General features: G+C 40.3%; 22 protein-coding genes. 5 read left to right on the top strand and 17 right to left on the bottom strand.

Annotated elements, in window-relative coordinates:
* From SD427_RS18120 to SD427_RS18080, 9 genes are all read right to left on the bottom strand, one after another.
* Window positions 1-1,233 (bottom strand): hypothetical protein, encoded by a 1,233-nt coding sequence (locus tag SD427_RS18120; RefSeq protein WP_320559186.1) that lies wholly within the window; start codon window positions 1,231-1,233, stop codon window positions 1-3.
* Window positions 1,234-3,288 carry a hypothetical protein gene (locus SD427_RS18115; RefSeq protein ID WP_320559185.1) on the bottom strand — a complete coding sequence of 685 codons (2,055 nt, stop codon included), beginning with the start codon at window positions 3,286-3,288 and terminating at the stop codon, window positions 1,234-1,236.
* A gap of 12 nt (window positions 3,289-3,300) precedes the next feature.
* Window positions 3,301-3,969, bottom strand: coding sequence for a hypothetical protein (locus tag SD427_RS18110; protein ID WP_320559184.1), 669 nt, complete (start codon window positions 3,967-3,969; stop codon window positions 3,301-3,303).
* Between the two features lie 162 nt (window positions 3,970-4,131).
* Complete coding sequence (locus SD427_RS18105) at window positions 4,132-4,482, bottom strand: DUF4919 domain-containing protein (RefSeq protein WP_320559183.1); 351 nt, start codon at window positions 4,480-4,482, stop codon at window positions 4,132-4,134.
* 48 nt (window positions 4,483-4,530) lie between these two features.
* Window positions 4,531-4,779, bottom strand: coding sequence for a hypothetical protein (locus SD427_RS18100; RefSeq protein WP_320559182.1), 249 nt, complete (start codon window positions 4,777-4,779; stop codon window positions 4,531-4,533).
* Window positions 4,780-4,819: 40 nt separating this feature from the next.
* The gene (locus tag SD427_RS18095; RefSeq protein WP_320559181.1) at window positions 4,820-6,100 is read right to left on the bottom strand and encodes a sodium:proton antiporter; all 1,281 of its coding nucleotides are present in this window, start codon (window positions 6,098-6,100) and stop codon (window positions 4,820-4,822) included.
* A gap of 30 nt (window positions 6,101-6,130) precedes the next feature.
* Window positions 6,131-6,760 carry a DUF4919 domain-containing protein gene (locus SD427_RS18090; protein ID WP_320559180.1) on the bottom strand — a complete coding sequence of 210 codons (630 nt, stop codon included), beginning with the start codon at window positions 6,758-6,760 and terminating at the stop codon, window positions 6,131-6,133.
* Entirely contained in the window at window positions 6,760-7,986 is a 1,227-nt protein-coding gene (gene hflX / locus SD427_RS18085; RefSeq protein WP_320559179.1) for a GTPase HflX, read from the bottom strand. Before hflX ends, SD427_RS18090 begins: the two co-directional genes overlap by 1 nt.
* Before the next feature lie 130 nt (window positions 7,987-8,116).
* Window positions 8,117-8,539, bottom strand: coding sequence for an META domain-containing protein (locus SD427_RS18080; protein WP_320559178.1), 423 nt, complete (start codon window positions 8,537-8,539; stop codon window positions 8,117-8,119).
* A 100-nt stretch (window positions 8,540-8,639) separates the two neighbouring features.
* Here SD427_RS18080 and SD427_RS18075 point away from each other — a divergent pair, with 100 nt between their 5' ends.
* Complete coding sequence (locus SD427_RS18075; RefSeq protein ID WP_320559177.1) at window positions 8,640-10,841, top strand: S46 family peptidase; 2,202 nt, start codon at window positions 8,640-8,642, stop codon at window positions 10,839-10,841.
* A gap of 126 nt (window positions 10,842-10,967) precedes the next feature.
* On the opposite strand, the gene SD427_RS18070 is transcribed toward SD427_RS18075, so the two are convergent.
* From SD427_RS18070 to SD427_RS18060, 3 genes are all read right to left on the bottom strand, one after another.
* The gene (locus SD427_RS18070) at window positions 10,968-11,303 is read right to left on the bottom strand and encodes a hypothetical protein (protein WP_320559176.1); all 336 of its coding nucleotides are present in this window, start codon (window positions 11,301-11,303) and stop codon (window positions 10,968-10,970) included.
* A 169-nt stretch (window positions 11,304-11,472) separates the two neighbouring features.
* Window positions 11,473-13,008, bottom strand: coding sequence for a YifB family Mg chelatase-like AAA ATPase (locus tag SD427_RS18065; protein WP_320559175.1), 1,536 nt, complete (start codon window positions 13,006-13,008; stop codon window positions 11,473-11,475).
* Between the two features lie 263 nt (window positions 13,009-13,271).
* Window positions 13,272-13,664 carry a helix-turn-helix domain-containing protein gene (locus SD427_RS18060; RefSeq protein WP_320559174.1) on the bottom strand — a complete coding sequence of 131 codons (393 nt, stop codon included), beginning with the start codon at window positions 13,662-13,664 and terminating at the stop codon, window positions 13,272-13,274.
* Between the two features lie 188 nt (window positions 13,665-13,852).
* On the opposite strand from SD427_RS18060, the gene SD427_RS18055 reads away from it, so the two are divergent.
* The gene (locus SD427_RS18055) at window positions 13,853-14,293 is read left to right on the top strand and encodes a nuclear transport factor 2 family protein (protein ID WP_320559173.1); all 441 of its coding nucleotides are present in this window, start codon (window positions 13,853-13,855) and stop codon (window positions 14,291-14,293) included.
* 174 nt (window positions 14,294-14,467) lie between these two features.
* Here the strand turns inward: SD427_RS18055 and sufD are convergent, their stop codons facing one another.
* The 4 genes from sufD to SD427_RS18035 all read right to left on the bottom strand — a co-directional run bounded on the left by sufD (window position 14,468) and on the right by SD427_RS18035 (window position 18,600).
* Window positions 14,468-15,775, bottom strand: a complete 1,308-nt coding sequence (sufD, locus tag SD427_RS18050; protein WP_320559172.1) for a Fe-S cluster assembly protein SufD — start codon at window positions 15,773-15,775, stop codon at window positions 14,468-14,470.
* A gap of 130 nt (window positions 15,776-15,905) precedes the next feature.
* On the bottom strand, window positions 15,906-16,649 hold the full coding sequence (gene sufC, locus SD427_RS18045; RefSeq protein WP_320559170.1) for a Fe-S cluster assembly ATPase SufC: 744 nt from the start codon (window positions 16,647-16,649) through the stop codon (window positions 15,906-15,908).
* A gap of 106 nt (window positions 16,650-16,755) precedes the next feature.
* Window positions 16,756-18,204: a Fe-S cluster assembly protein SufB gene (gene sufB / locus SD427_RS18040; protein ID WP_320559169.1), complete on the bottom strand. Its 1,449-nt coding sequence runs from the start codon at window positions 18,202-18,204 to the stop codon at window positions 16,756-16,758.
* 66 nt (window positions 18,205-18,270) lie between these two features.
* The gene (locus tag SD427_RS18035) at window positions 18,271-18,600 is read right to left on the bottom strand and encodes an iron-sulfur cluster assembly accessory protein (RefSeq protein WP_320559168.1); all 330 of its coding nucleotides are present in this window, start codon (window positions 18,598-18,600) and stop codon (window positions 18,271-18,273) included.
* A gap of 146 nt (window positions 18,601-18,746) precedes the next feature.
* Between SD427_RS18035 and SD427_RS18030 the strand changes: the two genes are divergently transcribed.
* Window positions 18,747-19,571, top strand: a complete 825-nt coding sequence (locus tag SD427_RS18030; RefSeq protein WP_320559167.1) for a GLPGLI family protein — start codon at window positions 18,747-18,749, stop codon at window positions 19,569-19,571.
* A 71-nt stretch (window positions 19,572-19,642) separates the two neighbouring features.
* On the opposite strand, the gene SD427_RS18025 is transcribed toward SD427_RS18030, so the two are convergent.
* Window positions 19,643-20,494 carry a neutral zinc metallopeptidase gene (locus SD427_RS18025; RefSeq protein WP_320559166.1) on the bottom strand — a complete coding sequence of 284 codons (852 nt, stop codon included), beginning with the start codon at window positions 20,492-20,494 and terminating at the stop codon, window positions 19,643-19,645.
* A gap of 74 nt (window positions 20,495-20,568) precedes the next feature.
* On the opposite strand from SD427_RS18025, the gene SD427_RS18020 reads away from it, so the two are divergent.
* Both SD427_RS18020 and SD427_RS18015 read left to right on the top strand, forming a co-directional pair.
* Window positions 20,569-20,895: a hypothetical protein gene (locus SD427_RS18020; protein ID WP_320559165.1), complete on the top strand. Its 327-nt coding sequence runs from the start codon at window positions 20,569-20,571 to the stop codon at window positions 20,893-20,895.
* Window position 20,896: 1 nt separating this feature from the next.
* Window positions 20,897-21,235, top strand: coding sequence for a hypothetical protein (locus tag SD427_RS18015; RefSeq protein ID WP_320559164.1), 339 nt, complete (start codon window positions 20,897-20,899; stop codon window positions 21,233-21,235).

The raw sequence follows: 21,235 nt of genomic DNA, 5'->3' as shown, positions 1-21,235 counted from the left end.
TTACCACCTTAAGATCAAAGGCAGTTCCTCTTTTTTGAATTTCAGGCTTAAATAATAATCCTCGTTCCTGTTTCCGTAAAAAATATAGTCTACGCCTGAAATTATTTTCTTTTCGGCTGCCGTTAAAGACTTAAAAGAAGATGATAGCAAAGCACTGTTTCTGATGAAAATAAAATTTTCTTTCAGCAATGGAGATGAAGGTACCGGTTTCCGGGTAGATTTTATTTCAAAGCCAACTCCGGTTCTGGTAATTATATTCGGCTGGAACGGAATTGCCGTAAACTGGTTCCGGGCATTCATCCATTTTTTATGCTGAAAATATTGCTGTGTTTTTTCAACAGCTGAGCTCTGCAGCGCAATTACATAATCAGGCTGAATAATTTTCTGAACCGTTTTTTTTTCAATTTCATTAAAATTATCATCGTAGCCATATGTTATGATGGTGTCGTTTACCTTTTCTAATGTGGCTGCAGCTTTTATATGCGTAACATGAGAAGAATCTGAAAGGCTTTTGTTGAAAAAAGAAGCGAATGTTCTGATGTTTTCCTGATCAAGCTCAGTCTCCAGGAAAGCCTTTGTCTGCTGAAGTGTAGAAATAACCGGAGCCGGATCGTATGAATCTGAATTGTTTTTAATTATAATTTCATCTGAGAATAAATCAATGGAAAAATTTTTTATTTGCGGGCCTTTGAAAGAAATACTTCCTATGCCGGCATCAATAAAAGAATCTGCATTATAAGATACCTTCCCTAAATTCTGAAAAAACAGTTTATAAAAGGTTACGGAATTCAGGTCTGAAGTGCCGATGATGCATCTTTTCCCGTCGATCTTAATGAAAATCTGCTCTTTCTGAAAGACCTCTTTTCCTGTACGAATAAATTTCTGCTGCTGTAAGTATTTTAGAAACTGCTGCTTATCTTTAAGCTCAAGAACACTGTACCATTGGGAGAATGAAGTGTTTTTAATATGGAATACCTGAAAAAAATCGGGAATTTTCACTCCCGATTCCTGTATAGAAATTGTATTTTTTCCATTGCTTTTGCCGTTAAACCACTGATCAGGATGCATGGCGAGGTTTGAAATATATTGCCTTGTAAGGTTTTTCACATCTGCCAGAACGATCACATCTGCATTTTCCGGAATATATTTCAGCGTTTTATCTTTATGGTAAAACACAAAATAGACCGTTGTTGCCAGTAGAAAAACCAATAAAACAGCAAGCTTCTTTTTCATTTACAAAACCGGTATTTTCTGCTCAGATTCTTTGATCTTGTAAATTTCATCTGCAAGATCGAAGAAATACATTAAGCTGTTTTCTGAAGAACTCCTGATGCCGTAATCCATTTCCGTTTCTATCCGGTCGCCTTTTGCTTCAGTTTTAAAATATACTTCCCCTACGTTTTTCTTAAAGACATCCATGATTTTTCTTTCAGAAGTACTATTGAATTCTGTTTCCAGGCCGATCAGAAGCCTCCGGATATCGAACCGTCCGGACAATGCATATTTTGAAGCGTCTTTCGCCCATTTCTCAGAAACCTCAGACTGTTTTTTTGGCAGGATATTATCCCGGGAGGTCGTTACGTAAACCACGCCGTCTTTTACCGTAAAGAAGAACCGATCCAGATACCCTCCTGATTTTTCTTCCTTAAATTCGTAAAATTCCCCATTTTTAGAGAAGTTTTTTGCAGTATTTTTATTGGTTGCCAAGACATTAAAAACCCGGTTCCAGTACCCTTCGTTTTCTGTTGCAAAGGCAAAAGTGAAATCCGGCACCATCACTTCCTTCGTTTTCTTTATTTCTTTTTCATTGTAATCATCATCGTAATCATAATCCGTATATTCTACGGTTTTGGATTTCAGTTCGTTCAGGACAAAAATACCGTTTCCGGGCGCTATTTCAGCAATGGCTTTTTCGTCCAGAACAATTTTCATGGTTTCCGTCATCAGTTCCATTTCCTTCTGGTATCCGCCTTCGCCTGAATTTTTCAGCAGGCTGTACATCAGGTCAAAATACCTGCTTCCGTCAACATTCATGGCATAATATCCTATGCTTTTATCATGGATCAAAGCCATCAGCTTTTTATTTTTCCTGCCTTTGTAGACCGCCGAAAACTGTTTCTGAACTTCCGGGTCTTTGTGCTGGTAGCTGTTGACCAGCCTTACTTTATCATTATCGAAATACAGATTATATGAAGAATTTGAATTGTAAAAATTACTGAAAAATTGTCCGAATTCATACTGCTTTGACATTCTGCCGTAAATTCCTTCATTCACAATCCTTCCATAATCGGCATATACAAAGACATCGGAATTAGGGTCACGGGCTGACAGTGTTTCTTTAGAGACTTCAATTTCAAAATTTGAACTGAAATACCGTTCGAAATCAGACTCTGCCAGCATTTTCACCATTTTGAATTTTTCAATCCTCAAAGAGTCAAATTCTTTTTCATAAGCCAGGTCGCCCGCATTATCTTCTGCATCCATTTCTTCTATCCCATCATCCTGGGCCGGAGGCGGTAATGTTTCAGCAGAATCTTCAGAATAATTTTTATCTGTAGACCCTTTCTTTTCTTTAGGGTATTCGTGATGTTTTTCAAGATATTTGATATCTTTCTGCATTCTTGCAATTTCCGCATTGTGCTGTTTGATATCTTCTTTTAAATATTGAATGTCTTCTTTTAATATCCGGATTTCATCTTTGTAATTAAAAGGCGGTTCCGGTTCTTCAGCATAAACACTGTCTGTACCTACTGTTTCAGTGCTGTCCATAACGATCATACTACTGTCTGCCATAACCTCGTTATCCATATTATACTGGTACGGTTTGCTGTAGCTTAATAGTTTTAAGACAGCACGATTCCCATTCCAGGCAACAAAAATGTCATCATCGAGGTTAACGTAGGAATAATTGTTTTTTCGAGTGATCTCCAATCCTTTTTTCTTGGTTGAATTGATAAATTCCTGAAATTTTTCTTTATTGTCTACCATAAAATGAGCCGTGTAGGCTTTTACAGAGTCATTGAAGCTTGCATAATGATACTGTGTGGCATCGTATTTAATCCCTGTTTTGGAATAATCATTCCAGGAAGGTTTCTCTTTGCCTTCTTTGGCAACATCCAGCAGAAAAGGGTTCAGCTTCTGCCAGTTGATTTTTTTATCAAGCTGCCTGCCGTTGATTTCCATATAGAAAATGGCATCACCCGGAAGCTTCATTTTCTGTTGTGCGAAAATAAATACGGATAAAGACAGAAGAAAGGTCAGGTTTATTTTTTGTAAAATAGCTTTCATGGTTTCGGGAAGTTATTGGAATAGGATATTATTTTGAATCTGTTTTTTCTGAAGGATAAAATCCAGGACATTGGCTTCCAGTTTTACGGCTTTTCGGTTCGGGGAAAGCAGGTATGAACTGTTGGTCTGGGATTTTATTGTGTTTTCAAACTGTAACACGGAAGTATATCTGGCATCATTGAAAATTTCTCTGTCTGCCTTGCTCATTTTGTCGTAATCGCTTTTAAACGTGTTGATTTTGTTTCTGGTAAATGTTTTGGCGGCTACATTCTGGCTGTAGATCCGGGTCGGGACCATCTTGCCCAAAATGTTTTTTGCCTTTAACTGTTCCAGTCCGGCGTTGATGTTTTCAATTCTTTTGAAATTACAGCTCAGTTTAATGATGTAATTATCAAAATCCATTGATGTTTTTACATTGGAAATTCCGGGAGTGGCTTTGAAAATTCTTGCCGCTTCATTAATTTTGGCTTCAATCTCAGGCTTTTTAGGAACTTTTTTGCCGTTAACCGTTTCCATTTTGGAAATAGAAGCCAACCGGGTTTTGCTTTTGCTGGCGTTGAGGATAATGGTATATTCACCGCTGCCGTCTGCTTTTACACTGGCTTTGTCTACAATATCAAAACAGCTTGCAAGCAGGAGTAAGGGGATAAACAGGAGAACCTGTCTTAATAAAAATTTCATAATCTGGCTTTAAGTAACAAAAATACAATCTTATTTTCTAATCCTGCCTCTCCCAAGCCATATTCTCCTTTCCTGTTTCAAAGAATCTAAGGAAAAATTCTACTTTTTAAGGGATTGACAGATTGTTCAGTGCTTGAACAATTTAATTGCAGATTACCGTAACTAAAAATTAAAACAACCAATACATTTAACAAACAAATTTATTCCACCGTTGGAATACTCTGTCAGGATACAGCTGTCATCTGTTTTAATATCTTTTTGTTTAAAAGCATTTCCCATCATCATTACAGGTTTTGCATAGGTCATCATATTACCGGCTGTAATTACACAGATGGGTGAGGTTTCCGTTTTACCCGTTCCGCTTTCATCGATCGTTTTAATGATTCTATTATTCTGCAATACACATATTTCCGCTTTGGTTTTTTCTCCAATCGCATTATATATATTTACCATTGAAACTAATATATCCTTATTTAATGCGCCTTTGTTGTATGCAGCTTCTGCTGATGCCAATATTTTTTGAGCCTTTCCTTTTGATATTCCCTTTCTTGAGGCAATCTTTCAGATTTCATCGTAGTTTTTATTGTAATCTGATAAGCTGTATCCCGTATCAACAAACCGGCTTCCATAATAAAGTTGGTTCATTTCTTCATGAGTAAGCTTTGAAGGATCTTTTTTGAAGATTTCGAGATAGTCGTAAAAATATTTCTTGGGATTTTCCGTAACGTTCTTCTTTATTTCCTCCACATTGATCTGAGAGAAAAACAGCAGCGAATGCATGAGCAGCAGCAAAGCAAATATTTTTTTCAAGGTAAATAGGTTTTATGTAATAAATATATAAATACTCATATTATTGTTCTTCTTTCAAAGCAACGGTCTCCAGGTTTTCTTCTTCTGTTGCAATCTTGTTCGGGTTGGCTACCTTTCCAATGGTAAGCCCCTGAACGATAATAGAGAATACAACCACACAGTACGTAATGCTTAAAATGATCTCACTGTACTCGCTTTTCGGGACAGACATTGCCAACGCAATAGAAACACCGCCCCGGATTCCGCCCCAGATGAGAACTTTTACAGTCTGCGGACTAAAGGTTCTTTTCATAAACTTGGTAGGCCCCCAGATGGAAATGATCCTGGCTAATAAAACAATAGCAATGGCTGCCAGTCCCGGAATGATAAAATGCTTTAAATCTTTGATCATCAACAATTCAAAACCGATGAACAGGAACAGAACCGCATTCAGGATTTCATCAATCAGCTCCCAGAATTTGATCAGGTAATCCTGTGTGATGGATTTCATTTTGAACTTAACATTAAAATTACCCATAAACAATCCTGCCGCAACCATCGTAAGAGGTCCTGAAATGTGCATCTGCCTGGCAATTAAATAGCCTCCCATAACTACAGAAAGGGTGACGAGGACAGAAATGATATAATCATCCACCTCACGCATCAGCCTGGAAGTGATCCAGCCCAGTACAATCCCCAGCAGCAGGCCGCCGCCCGCTTCTTTCAGCAGAAGCAAGCCTATGCTTTCAAGTCCCAGGTCTACTTCTTCCCCGATAGCCAGCTGTAAGACAACGGAAAATACCACGACAGCCATACCGTCGTTAAAAAGAGACTCTCCGGCCACTTTCGTTTCCAATGATTTTGAAACATTGGCCTGCTTCAGAATACTTAACACGGCAACAGGGTCGGTAGGGGAGATCAGAGCTCCGAAAAGGAGGCAGTAGATGAAAGGCAGATGGATCCCTAAAAAAGGCAGAAGGTAAAACATCCCGAATCCCACTACAAAAGTTGAGATGACCACGCCCAGTGTCGAAAAAATCAGCACGGGCCGGAACTGTTCTTTAAGGTCGTCCAAGTTAATATGAATGCCTCCTGCAAAGAGAAGGAAGTTAAGCATGGCCCCCATCAGGACTTCCGTAAAATCAATGCTGCTCATCAGGCTGTGAAGGTGCCCGAATGTCCGGGGCAACACCGTTTCCCCAAAAGAAACCAGAAAGATGGAAACGACGATGGCGATAACCATAATGCCGATGGTACTCGGAAGTTTCAGGAATCTGTAATTAAGATAGGCGAATATGGATGCTAGAACGATTAAGGCTGAAAATGAATAATATAATTCCACTAAGGTGTTTTTAAGATTTATTTAAATTAATTAATAATCGATATACAGTACTTTGATGTATATCTTGGTATTGTCTTTCTCCCAGATATCCAGGATTCCGTCTTTCATGGACCTGGATCCCCGGGTATAATCTTTACCGATGTTCAGGATATTCAACAGGATATATTCGTCACCCACAGAATTTACCAGAAAAGGGGTCTTATCAGATTTTCCGTCTCCGGAACCTTTTAAAGCATCGGTCAGTACCCTGAACTGGTCAAAGTGATGGATGAAGTTTTTCCCGTCTTTTTTTGAGTCGTATGCTTTCAGCAGGATCAGGAGAATATCAAGATTTGTAGGATCCCTGTTGTATAAAATTTCCCCCTGCCTTATACATTCGTCAAAATCACCGTTTTTAAAGGCTTCCGCTAAGGTTTTAAAGTCATTATCCGTAGTTGAAACCAAGTCTTTTCTGAAATTCCTTCCATAGTACAGATGCTGTGCCTCCAGCGTATCCAGGGATTTCGGATAGGCTTTGTACTTAAAAATCAATTTCTCGTAATGATACGGGGATTTATCGCTTTTAAGGTCTTTTTCAATGGCTTTGAAACTGATTTTCGGCTGCTGTGCAAAACCTAAAACCGAAACCAGAAGCAGTAAGAGGAAGAAGTTATATTTCATTACTTATTTTTGTGTTCTTCGTCGTCATTATCGAAGTATTCGAAAAGGAAATCGTTATACGGGAATCTTGAAATATGGATTTTCATCACCTCATCATAGATCATCTTTTTCATGTCCGGGAAGTTCTCTTTCGTTAAAGCTGAAATGAAAACCGTCGGGTACTTGGATTTGGCCATCCAGGTATTTTTCCATTCTTCCAGGGAGATATTTTTTTTGGTGGACGGAGTCAGATCATCTTCATCTTTTTTATCATAGCTGAAACCATCTATTTTGTTGAACACCATAATCATCGGTTTCTGATGTGCATTGATTTCCATAAGGATCTGATTTACGGAATCAATATGGTCTTCAAAACTTTCATGGGAAATATCCACTACATGAATCAGCAGGTCTGCTTCACGCACTTCATCCAAGGTGGATTTGAAGGATTCTACCAGCTGGGTCGGGAGTTTCCGGATGAACCCCACCGTATCCGTCAGCAGGAAAGGCAGGTTCCCGATTACCACTTTCCTTACCGTGGTATCCAGTGTGGCAAACAGCTTGTTTTCAGCAAAAACCTCAGATTTGGACAGGGCATTCATCAAGGTAGATTTTCCTACGTTGGTATAGCCTACCAGAGCAGCGCGCACTACTTTTCCTCTGTTGTTCCGCTGGGTGGCCATCTGTTTATCAATGGTCTTCAGCTTGTCTTTCAGCAATGAAATACGGTCACGGATGATACGCCTGTCGGTTTCAATTTCCGTTTCCCCGGGGCCTCTCATCCCGATTCCCCCTTTCTGGCGTTCCAGGTGGGTCCACATTCTGGTCAGCCGGGGAAGGAGGTACTGGTACTGGGCTAGCTCTACCTGGGTCCTGGCGTAGGAAGTCTGTGCCCTTTGGGCAAAAATATCAAGGATCAGGTTGGTCCGGTCCAGGATTTTTATCTCCATTTCCTTTTCCAAGTTCTTAAGCTGTGAAGGTGATAATTCATCATCAAAGATTACAGTCCCTATTTCATTTTCTTTTACGTATTCTTTTATTTCCTGTGCCTTTCCGCTTCCTATGAAGGTTTTGGAATCCGGCTGTGTCAGTTTCTGTGTAAAACGCCTGTCTACGGTAGCTCCGGCTGTAAAAGCCAAAAACTCCAGCTCATCCATATATTCAATCAGCTTTTCCTCATCCTGGTTTTGTGTAATGACACCAACCAAAACAGCTTTCTCGTAATTATGTTCTTTCTTGTCTAGCATTAGGTTCTATCTATATTGTGTGAGATTTACAAGATAGCATTTTTAATGAAAAAAACCAAGATGAAATTTGAAGCCGGCAGGATTTCACATGAATTTAAAGACAGATTATTGATTTTTAGCTTAATAAAAACTAATCCCAGTCTGCCGCTACAAATTTCAGGGTATTTCCCTGATCATCCTTTACCGTTAAAAAATGTCCTTCCAAGGAGTAAGACGTCATATTTTTAAAGCTTTTTGAAAAGTCATCCTCCAGTTTCATGTCCGGGCACGCCATCATGGTTGAGCCCAAGCCTGAAATTTTCAGTGTGCCGTTATTTTTAAATTCGGAAGAGAAAAACATCCTGTTGCACCCCATATAAGCATTTCCCCTAATTTTTCCGGATTCAACAGGTACTGTCAGATTGATTCCCGCTTTGTATTTTATTAAATCCTGCTTCGCATAATCCTCAAAAGAAACCAGCAGCCATTCTCTCTGTATCTGCGGGTTCTTCACCGGTACAGAGGAACAGTTCAGAATAAATCCAAGGGATAAAACGGATAAAATGCTAGGCATTATTTTGTTCATAACACCCTCAGATCCATTTTCATACCATCACGGGCATGAAACCGTAAAAAAAATTAGTAAATTAGCGACACAAAAATTATTTTATAAAATGAAAAGAATACTTCTACTATTCACTTTCCTCTTAAGTTTTGTCCAGATGAGGGCTGACGAGGGAATGTGGCTGTTAATGCTCGTGAAAAGACTTAATGGTGTAGATATGCAAAAAGAAGGTTTGCATCTTACGCCTGAAGAAATTTACTCAGTTAATAACTCAAGCTTAAAAGACGCTATCGTGAGCTTCGGAGGTTTCTGTACGGGAGAGATTGTTTCCGGGCAGGGACTTATTTTTACCAACCACCACTGCGGATACGGTGCGGTGGCTGCGGCTTCAACACCTGAAAAAGATTATCTGAAGAACGGGTTCTGGGCCATGAAACAGAAAGATGAATTTAATGCAAAAGATCTGTATGTAAGGTTTTTGGTAAGAATGGATGATGCTACGCAAAGGATCAATTCCAAACTTAACAGTAAAATGTCCGCTGCGGAAAGAAAAGCGGTGATTGATGCAGAAACAAAAGCGATCCAGTCTGAAAACTCTGAAAACGGGAAATATACCGTTGTGGTAAGAGATTTCTTTAACGGAAACGAGTTTTATTATTTCGTCTATCAGGATTATAAAGATATCAGGTTGGTAGGAGCACCGCCTTCCTCATTGGGGAAATTCGGAGGCGATACGGATAACTGGGAATGGCCGAGGCATACTGCAGACTTTACGGTTTTCAGGGTATATGCTGATGCTGCAGGAAACCCTGCGGAGTTTGCGCCTACCAATGTTCCTTTGAAGCCTAAGCATTTCTTACCTGTTTCTCTTAAAGGGGTAAAACCGGGTGATTTCTCTATGATCTTAGGATATCCGGGAAGAACAAACCGTTACTTGACGTCTTACGGAATCCAGCAGATGGTTAACAAAGACTATCCGGCCTGGGTGGAAGCTTCTAAATTGGCCATGGACGTTATGAAGAAGTATATGGACAAGGATAAAGCCACTCAGCTTAATTATGCTTCTCAGTATGCTTCTGTAGCCAACTATTGGAAAAACAGACAGGGAACTATCGATGCCGTTATTAAAAACGGAACCATTACAGATAAGCAGAAACTGGAAGAAACATTCAAGGCATGGGCGGTACAGCCTGCAAATGTTACTGAATATGAAACGGTACTGGATGATATTGCCATCTATTACAAACAGACTTCTGACCGGAATGTTGAAAGAAACTATATGTCCCAGCTTTCAAGAAATTCCAAGTATTTTATGCTGGCACTGCAGGTAGGATCAGTTCTTAAAGCCTATGCGGAACAGGATATGAAAGGCAGGCTTGCCATGAAGCCTAAAGTAGATGCTGCCCTGAAAACGGCCTACGAAAACATCAATACCAAGCTTGAAGGCGAGATGATGAATTCTATGGTGAACCTTTACCAGAAAAAAGTAAACAAGGATGTTGCTTCTGAAACCATTATGGGACTTGATGCAAATACATTATCTAATGTAGCATACTCTTCCATCTTTGCAAACAAGCTTTCTGCAACCAATTTTGTACTGAACCCGGACCGTTTGAAACTGGATGCAGACCCGCTTTGGAAAATGGCCAACGCAATTATGGCTGATCAGAGGATTTCAGCAGAAAGATTTGTAAAGATTGACGATAATTTTGCTAAAAACAGCAGATTATTCCTGGCGGGATTAATGAAAGCAATGCCAGAGAAGAAATTCTACCCGGATGCCAACTCTACCATGAGGCTTACGTACGGAACAGTAACTACATTGCCGGTAAGAACAGACAGGAACTATTTCGGGGTTACCGATAACTATTATACTGATATGACCGGCCTTGTAAGTAAATATAAGAAAGGTGATGAAGAGTTTGACCTTCCGCAAAGAGTGATCGACCTTTATAACCTTAAAGATTTCGGTCAGTATGCAGATGCAAAAGGGTATATGCCTGTCAATTTCCTTTCTAATAATGATATTACGGGAGGTAACTCAGGTTCCCCGGTGATTGATGCAGACGGAAACCTGATCGGGATTGCATTTGACGGAAACAGCGAAGCATTAAGCGGAGATATCGTTTTTGAACCGGAATGGCAGAAAACCATTAACGTAGACGTACGTTTTGTTCTTTGGACCATCGACAAATATGCCGGTGCAAGAAGGCTGATTGACGAACTACAGTTGGTAAAAGACGAAAATACGCCAGCAGATACCAAAACAAAAATGCCTAAGGCAACGCCTGCAAAAGGAAAGAAAAAATAAGCTTATTGATTTATTTTGAAACCGCGAAAGTTTTCTTTCGCGGTTTTTTTATGACTGAAAACGCTGGATTGAAATGTATAATAGATAAGGGGAAGAGGAAGTTTGAATCTTGGACTTTTGTCATTGTTAAACCTTCAATTCTGCTTTTAAATATTGTGCGGCTCCTCCGTTAATGATCACAACAGAATCTCCCGTATGATTGATTTTTACTCCCAGATCGTTCAATGTTTCTTTAAAGTACCCCTTGTCTGGATCATCGGAAACCGTGTTTTTTTGCCATAGAAATTCTGCACGTTGTCCGCTGTTGTTTTTTAACAGTAGTTTTTTAAATGCTGAGGGTTTAATACTGATGGCTATTACTAAGCTTTCGTTTGCTGCAAAATTATCAGATGATAGACTGATTGAAGTGAGCTGTTCCTGTTCCTGTTCTTGTTTCTGTCCCTGTTCTTGATCGATTTCCATACTTTTTCAGGTTTTTTTCTGATGTGATTTATATTCTGTTTGCAAACATAAGCACATATCACGACAAAACGTGTCGTAATATATCTGGTCGAAAATAAAACATGATAACCCGTTATTGTCTTTACACCGCTATTCTGAAAACAGGATGAAATCAGGGTTTTGTTATGTATCAGGCATTCCAGAATTCCCTGTCCAGGCTTCTGTACTGTATGGCCTCCGAAACATGGTTTGATAGAATATTTTCAGATTCTTCAAGGTCGGCTATGGTTCTGGCAACTTTTAAGATCCGGTCATAGGCCCGTGCCGAAAGATTCAGTTTTTCCATTGCCATTTTAATAAGGCTGAAAGAAGCGGCGTCCAGATTACAGTATTTTTCAATTTCCTTGGGTCCGATCTGTGCATTATAGCTGATTTTTAAATCTTTATACCGCTCCCGCTGGATTTCGCGGGCAATCAGTACCCGTTTTCTGATATCTTCGCTTTTTTCACCTTTCCTGCGTTCCGTCAGCTGTTCGAATTCCACCTTCTGGACTTCGATGTGAATATCGATCCTGTCTAAAAGAGGCCCGGAAAGCTTGCTCATATACCGCTGCATTTCATAAGAGGTCGAAGTATTATTCGGATCATCCGGGAAAAATCCGCTCGGGCTTGGATTCATGGAAGCAACCAGCATGAAACTCGCAGGGTAGTTCACGGTAAACCTGGCTCTTGAAATGGTCACTTCCCGGTCTTCCAGCGGCTGCCGCATCACTTCCAGTACTGTTCTTTTAAATTCCGGCATTTCATCCAGAAACAAAACCCCGTTATGTGCTAAAGATATTTCCCCGGGCTGCGGATAGCTGCCGCCGCCAACTAAGGCAACATCTGATATCGTGTGGTGAGGAGACCGGAACGGGCGCACCGTCATCAGGGACGTTTCAGTTCCCATTTTCCCGGCAACCGAGTGTATTTTTGTGGTTTCCAATGCTTCTTTTAATGATAAGGGCGGCAGGATACTCGGGACCCTTTTGGCCAGCATGGTTTTTCCGCTTCCCGGAGGCCCGATCAGGATGATGTTATGGCCTCCTGCTGCTGCCACTTCCATGGCTCTTTTCGCTGTTTCCTGACCTTTAACTTCAGAAAAATCAAACGGAAAATCATTCACTTTTTCCTGAAACTCTTTTCGGGTATCGATTTCAACTTTCTCAAGTGGCTTTCCTTCATTAAAAAAATCGATTACTTCTTTGATGTTTTCTGCCGCAAAGACATCGATATTGTTTACGATAGCAGCTTCACGGGTATTCTGCTTCGGAAGGATGATGCCTTTAAAGCCTTCTTCACGGGCCTGGATGGCAATCGGTAAGACGCCACGGATAGGCTGCAGGGTGCCGTCAAGAGAGAGCTCTCCCATAATAATATAATTCTCTATGTTCTCCGCAAGAATCTGGTCAGATGCAGCCAGTATGCCTATGGCAATGCTCAGGTCATAGGCAGCACCTTCTTTCCGGAGATCTGCCGGTGCCATATTGATGGTGATTTTCTTCCCGGGAATTTTGTATCCCACATTTTTTAAAGCGGCAGAAATCCTGTAACTGCTTTCTTTAATGGCATTATCGGCAAGGCCTACCAGATGGTAGCCTATTCCTCCGGTATCTACATTCACTTCGATAGTAATGGTCTGTGCGGCAACTCCGTGGATGGCACTTCCGTAAATTTTAATCAACATTGATAAGCGTTTACGGTAAAAATAAAAAAATATAAATAATTGTTTTTCTTACAGAAATTCGCCGTATGGTGATATTCTTAAAATGCTTTTCACAAATTATTTGAAACTGATTTAAATGTGCAGGTGAAAAATAAAAGAACAGGTAAAAAATTAACTATCGGACCAATTTATCAGAGATTTATATTGAAGAATTTTTTTAATGCATCATATCAATAAGCAATTTGAAAATAATACAAAGCATATGATCCATCAGGATATTTGATTTATGACTTCTGGTTTCCGCCAGACATTTCACTTTTGATTTTTGACCTGTGCTGAATTCCCCATCTTGTCATAGCGCCGACCAGTTCCTCCAGTGTATGGCTGTAGGGTAGCAATTGATATTCAATCATAACAGGATACCCAACAGAAACTTTTTTAATAATAAAACCGTTAAGTTCCAGTTCCTTCAGCTCGCTTGACAAAACCCTTGCGGAAATACCTTTAACCTGTCTCTGAAGTTCACTGAAGCGGTTGTTTCCTCTTGCCATAGCGATAATGATCATCAGTTTCCATTTACCGCCAACTGCGTATAAAGCATCACTTACTGCATCCAAAACCGTATGGCAGTCATCGGTAAACTCCTTATTGATTTCAGCTGAATTATTTTCTTCCATGTAGATTCTTATTATGTTACCTGATAACCTTTTGGTAACGAGTAATAAATTGTAAGCAAATATACTATAATTTTACTGATAAGAAAAAATAAAAATAATCTCACCCAAGCTTGCTCTGCTGATGAAAAGCTCATGTGAATTAATAATGAATTGCAGAAATAATTTTTTAACGATAAATACAATACATTATGACATTAGAAGTGTTACAGACAAAAGAAGATTTAAGAAATTTAGTTGATGACTATGCTTACTTGGGAGATGAGAAAAAGGTTTCTGAAGTAATGGACCTCTTCACACCCGATCTTACATACAATGTATATATGGACGGAAACCCGGTTTCAAGCGTTTCGGGAAGAGAAGAGATGGAGAAAGACTTTAAGGGTCATGCTGCAGAAGTGAAAACCTATTTCACATTAAACGGCCAGCATACTGTAAAAATTAACGGTGACACGGCAACCGGGATTTCTTTTGCCACCATAAAAATGATCAGGGAAGTAGAAGGACAAAATATTTTAACTGATTACAACGTGAAATATGAAGACTATTACCTGAAATTAAAAGGCAAATGGCTGATAAAAGACCGTGTCGGGCATTTTATGATCATAGAAGCGAGACCGCTTAATCATTAATTGTTATTCTGCCACTGACTTTTAAATGAGATGTAACATTATTATTCACTTTATATCCGGGGAAATCTATGATACACAAATAAATAGAATATGATACATCTTACGCAATTTCATAACAAAAACGGCTGTTTCATCTTTGAAACAGCCGTTATGTATTTATCAACTATATAGCAATTAAAATTCTATATCAACTTCCAGTTTCTCCGCCAAAAGCTTTGAAATTTTTTCTTTTAACGGTTCGATGTCAATATTCTGCATCGCGTCATTGGCAAAGGCATATAAAAGCAGTGCCTGGGCCTCTTTTTTAGAAATCCCTCTTGCCCTAAGATAGAACAAGGCATCCTCATTCAACTGGCCTACCGTACAGCCGTGGGAACATTTTACATCATCTGCAAAAATTTCCAGCTGGGGCTTGGTGTCAATGATGGCGCCTTCACTTAATAAGACATTATTGTTTTGCTGATAGGCATTGGTTTTCTGGGCCAGTTTATCTACAAACACCTTCCCGTTGAAAACCCCGTGGGATTTCCCGTTGAAAATACCTTTGTAATTCTGATAGCTTTCACAGTTCGGAAAGTTGTGGTGAACCGCTGTATGGTGGTCTACCAGCTGGTCTTTGCCGATGATGGTGATCCCGTTCATAAATGAATTGATGTTTGATCCGTTATGGATAAAATCAAGGTTGTTCCTTACCAGCTTGCCTCCGAAAGAAAAGGTATTTACAGTGGTTAAACTGTCTTTTTCCTGTTTTGCGAAAGTACTGTCGATGAGGTATGACGTATCGCTGTCATTCTGCACTTTATGCCAGTCTGCCTTTGCATTGGGATACGTAAAAATTTCTGTTACCGAATTGGTCAGCACATAGGTGCTGTCAAAATTATGGTGGCTTTCAATGATTTCCACTTTGGAACCTTCTTCTGCAATCAATAAATTTCTTGTATTGTAAAAGGTATTTTCTTCCTGGTTTTGGGAAATGTAAAAAATGTGGATCGGTTTTTCAATCACTACATTTTTAGGGACTTTCAGGAAGAACCCATATTTGCAGTACGCCTGGTTCAGATTCGTGAAAGCAGATTTGTCTGAAGCAATCGTATTGAAATATTTATCGAAAACATCTCTGTGTTTTTCGTTGTTTAAAGCATAGTTGAATGAAAGGAACTCAGCGTTTTCTATGGAAACTTTTGACAGCTCTTTACTGAGCCTGCCATTTACGAAAGTAATCCAGTCGAAATTTTCTTCGCCCAGGTGGAGCTGGTCCAGCTGCTCTTTGGTGATGTTGTGATTTTCTTTCGGGAAAAAATTATAATCCTTTTCAGTGATTTCCTTAAGGCTGGTATATCTGTATTCTTCGTCTTTTTTAGTCGGGAAACCTGTATTTTCAAATCTTTGCAAAGCTGCTTTTCTATCCCCATCCAGAAATCTGTGACGGAGGCTCTCCAAAAACATATGATGGTTTCCTGTAATCTGTTCTTTTAATGCCATTACTGGTATATGTGTGGTTTGCACCATTTTTTTCTTTTTATTAGGCTGAAATCTGTTATTCCGCAGAATGCATAGCTGTAAGCATCAATGAGTAAAACATTTCTGTTTTTTTAATCTCTGAATCTTTCAATTAATTTAAAAGCCAGTCATATCCCTTTTCTTCCAGTTCCAGGGCAAGGGATTTGTCACCGGTTTTGATGATCCTTCCGTTAGCCAGGACATGGACAAAATCAGGCTGAATATAATTAAGCAGTCTTTGATAGTGCGTAATCAGAAGAACGGCATTTCCTTCATTTTTAAAAGTATTTACGCCGTCTGCAACAATCCTCAGGGCATCAATATCCAATCCGGAATCCGTTTCGTCAAGGATAGCCAGCTTCGGGTTAAGCATCATCATCTGGAAAATCTCGTTTCTTTTCTTTTCACCCCCGGAGAAACCTTCGTTAAGTGATCTGGAAAGAAAATCTTTCTTGATGCCCAGTTTTTCAGATTTTTCACGGATCATGGCCAGCATGTCTTTCGCTGACATGTCTTCCAGTCCGTTTGCTTTTCTGTTTTCGTTTAATGCCGCTTTAATGAAATTGGTTACAGAAACACCCGGGATTTCCACCGGATATTGGAAAGAAAGGAAAATCCCCTTGTGGGCTCTTTCTTCAGGAGCGTCTTCAATGATGTTTTCACCGTCAAAGATAATTTCACCTTCCGTTACTTCGTAATCTTCTTTCCCTGCAATGATAGAGGAAAGCGTGGATTTTCCGGCTCCGTTAGGTCCCATGATCGCATGAACTTCGCCCGGCTTTATTTCAAGATTTATTCCTTTTAAAATTTGTGCGCCGTCTTCAATTCTGGCGTGTAAGTTTTTTATCTCTAACATATATTTTAGTTTATCGTAAGGCCAGGCTAAGATTTTTCAATCTCCTTTGCTTTTTAGGATCAGCAAAGGTACTAACACTTATCAATGAAATACTATTTCTAATTAATTACCCTACAGAACCTTCCAGGGAAATCTCCAGCAGTTTCTGGGCTTCAATGGCGAACTCCATAGGCAGTTTATTTAAAACCTCCTTACTGAAACCGTTTACGATCAGCGCAATAGCCCTTTCCGTGTCAATTCCTCTCTGGTTGCAGTAAAAGATCTGGTCTTCCCCGATTTTTGAAGTCGTGGCTTCGTGCTCCAGCTGGGCAGTAGGATCCTTGATTTCAATATACGGGAAAGTATGCGCTCCGCATTCATTGCCCATCAGCAGAGAGTCACACTGCGAGAAATTCCTCGCTCCTTTGGCTGAAGGCATTACTTTAACCAATCCACGGTACGAATTCTGGGATTTTCCTGCAGAAATCCCTTTTGAAATAATAGTGGATTTGGTATTTTTTCCGATGTGGATCATCTTGGTTCCCGTATCTGCATACTGGTGGTTGTTGGTTACTGCGATAGAGTAGAACTCACCGATGGAACCGTCTCCTTTAAGGATACATGACGGATATTTCCAGGTTACCGCAGACCCTGTTTCCACCTGGGTCCAGGAGATTTTTGCCTTCCTTTCGCAAAGGCCTCTCTTCGTCACAAAGTTAAAAACACCTCCTTTTCCTTCTTCATTTCCGGGATACCAGTTCTGAACGGTTGAATATTTAATTTCCGCATTATCCATGGCAATCAGTTCAACTACCGCCGCGTGAAGCTGGTTTTCATCCCTTGACGGTGCGGTGCATCCTTCAAGATAAGAAACATAGCTTCCCTCATCCGCAATCACAAGTGTTCTTTCAAACTGTCCTGTTCCTGCCTGATTGATCCGGAAGTAGGTAGATAATTCCATAGGGCATCGTACGCCTTTCGGGATATAGCAGAAACTTCCGTCAGAAAAGACGGCGGAATTCAGGGCGGCATAGAAATTATCGCCTCTTGGAACTACTTTTCCGAGATATTTCCGTATCAGATCCGGATGGTTCTTGATAGCCTCGGAAATTGAACAGAAGATAATGCCCTTTTCTGCCAGCGTATCCTGGAAAGTGGTTTTCACAGAAACCGAATCTATTACGATGTCTACAGCAACTCCTGAAAGCCTTTTCTGTTCTTCGATATTGATTCCCAATTTCGCGAACGTAGCCAGTAATTCAGGATCTACTTCATCAAGGCTGTCCAGTTCCGGTTTTGCTTTTGGGGCAGCATAATACCGGATGGCCTGGAAATCAGGTTTTGTATATTTGATATTCGCCCATTCCGGCTCAATCATTTTTTTCCAGATTCTGAAAGATTCCAGACGCCAGTCCGTCATCCATTCCGGCTCTTCTTTTTTAGCAGAAATAGCACGGACAATATCTTCATTCAGGCCGATGGGAAAATCTTCGTAGTCGATTTTCGTTTCCCAGCCGAATTCATATTTTTTATTTTCTAAATCGACCCTCAGATCGTCTTCAGTATATTTACTCATTTTTGTAGATTATAGATATCAGCGGCCGGCTTTGCAATATGCTAAACTAAAGCCTCTGATTTCCAGTTATAAAGAAAAACTTTCTCCGCATCCGCAGGTCCGGGATGCATTGGGATTATTAAATACAAATCCTTTTCCGTTTAAGCCTCCTGAATACTCAAGAACCGTCCCTGCCAGATAAAGGATTGATTTTTTATCAATAATAATTTTAACATTATTGTCTTCAAACATCTGATCTGTGTCTGCCTTTTGGTTGTCAAACTTCAAAACATATTCTAAACCAGAACATCCTCCGCTTTTTACCCCTACTCTTATATAATCTTCAACCGGGTTGAAGCCTTCCTCTGTCATCAGCTGAATGGCTTTTGCCTTTGCTTGGTCTGATACTTTTATCATCGTATTTATTTAGAATGATTTAATGTTACAAAAATACGAACAATAATCAGTATATAAAAATTAGCGATTTTATTTTATCGATTTTTATTATTGATGCCTTTAACTTTGACCATATTTTAAAATCCAAACAACAAATAAGCCTTACAATGAAAAAACCAGTACTTATTGCCTTTATCCTGATGATGAATGCCGTTTTTGCCCAGACCAACAGGTTTGTATATCAGGTGACCGCAAAACCGGATGCCTCTGCTAAAAATGAGACTAAAACTGAAAATGCCTATCTGGATATCTCTCCGGAAAAATCGGTTTTCTATTCTGAGAACAGGATCAAAAGGGATTCTGTCATGCAGGCCAATTTTAAAAGCGGCGGAGCCAGAGGATTCAACAGGGAGCAGATGGAAGGTTTAAGGACCAATATCAATTATACCGTTGAAAAAAACAAAGCCGACCAGAAAACATTTTTCAAAGACAGGATCGGAAGAGATATGTATGTTTATGAAGAAGACAGGCCGGTGAACTGGAAAATTTCTTCTGAAACAAGAAAGATAGGGGAATATAAGGTACAAAAGGCAGAAACGGATTTCGGGGGCAGAACATGGACGGCCTGGTTTACTACCGACCTGCCTTATCCTGACGGACCGTATAAGTTCAACGGACTTCCGGGGCTTATTGTGAAAGTGGAAGATGATAAAGGAGAATATTCTTTTGATCTGATGAAAAACTACAAGATTGCAGATCTTCCTGTACTGAACCAGTTCGGGAATACGATCAAGGTAAAACGTGCCGACTATATAAAACAGCAGAAGAAGTTTCAGGAAGATCCTATGGCCTTTATGGGCCAGGGCGGAGGAGGCCCTCAGATGAGAATGGGAGGCAGCGGAAACCAGAATCCTGCCGATATGAGAAAGCGGATGGAAGAACGGATAAAGGAAGAAGCCAAAAAAAACAGCAATCCAATCGAACTGCAGTAAGCAATAAAAACACAACAAACCCTGAAGATCATTTCTTCAGGGTTTTTTTTATGAATATGAATAAATCGAAATTATTTCAAAAGCTGATTAAAAGTATCACCCTGCCTGATGTCTCCGGTATTGTAGCCTTTCATAAACCATTCTTTACGCTGCGCCGATGATCCGTGGGTAAAACTTTCCTGGTTCACGTATCCCTGGGATCTTTTCTGGATGTTATCATCGCCTACTGCTTCTGCTGCGCTGATGGCTGCATCAATATCCCCAGGCTCCAGGATTTTTTCTCTGGCATCGGTCTGTTTTGCCCATACCCCGGCATAAAAGTCTGCCTGAAGCTCTGTAGCTACGGAAACCCTGTTCATTTCCTCTTCAGAATACCTGCCGCTTCTTCTCAGCTCATCAACCTTCTGGGTAGTGCCTAAAAGTGTCTGGACGTGGTGCCCTACTTCATGGGCCAGAACATACGCCACCGTAAATTCGGTAACCTGTGCCCCGAATCTTTGCTGCAGTTCATTGAAGAAACTCATATCCATGTAGACGGACTGATCTGCAGGGCAGTAAAAAGGTCCCATTGCAGCCTGTGCGGTTCCGCAGCCTGATTCCGTAGTCTGTTCAAAAAGAATAATTTTAGGCGGTGTGTAATCCATACCGTTCTGTTGGAAAACCTGGTCCCATGTGGTAATATTCCATTTTCCCATCATATCAACCATTTCTCCGATTTTTTTATCTTCCTGAGTGAGTTCCCTTTGTTCAGTCCGTGGAGACCCCGAGCCTGAGCCTGAAGATAAAATAGCCGAAGGATCACCTCCCAGGAAAAACACAATAGCTGCAATAATCAGCGTTCCCAGTCCGCCGCCTACTACAGCTCCTCCGCCTAATCCGCGCCGGTCTTCCACATTACCGCCCCTGTCGTCTGTCCATCTCATAATTTATTATTTATGTGTAAATTTAAAATTATTATCATTACGAAATAATTACTTTTGTGAAAAATTATGCCAAAGTGAGAAAAATTAAACAAATCTCTTTAATCATCCTCTCAGCAAGCCTTGTTTCCTGCAATGAGAAAGAAAACAAAGAAGATGAGGTAAGCAGTGCTGATAAAAAAGCATCCATAGAAACCGTGCTTTCCGTGCAGCATACAGGGGCTTCTGATATCCTAATAACCAGGCATAAGGTCTGGAAAGACCATAAGCTTTTAAAGGAAATCGTTAAGAGAGATACAATTCCGGCACTGGGCGATTCCCTGCAGGTTGTGGAGGACGATAACGGGAATGAGCATAAAGCGCTTGTAAAGAAAGATTACGAATTTTATATCACGGTTCAGTAACATGAAAAAATCAGGTTCTATCAAACTGCTTTTCGTTACGGGGATTCTTGCTGCCTGCGCTCAGGAGCCGCCCCGCGATCAGTGGAAAAATGAAAAGAAAGTGTATATGAGATCTGATACTACGGCATCTTATTCAAGGACACACGGAAACGGCTTAATGACAGGTCTTTTGCTGTATCATGCTTTCAGGCCGTATGGTGCCTACAGCAACGGCGGTTACCAGCGGGCCGGTTATTACAGCAACTCCATCAGTTCCGGATCAAACATCGGAAGAAGTACCTATAAAGGAAAAGTAGTAAGAGGCGGCCTTGGCAGGAGCGGCTTCAGAGCATCTTCATAA

Source organism: Chryseobacterium sp. JJR-5R (genome assembly GCF_034047335.1).
Taxonomy (GTDB): domain Bacteria; phylum Bacteroidota; class Bacteroidia; order Flavobacteriales; family Weeksellaceae; genus Chryseobacterium.
Note: the sequence above shows the minus strand (reverse complement) of the source record. Positions and strands in the feature narration are given on the sequence as shown.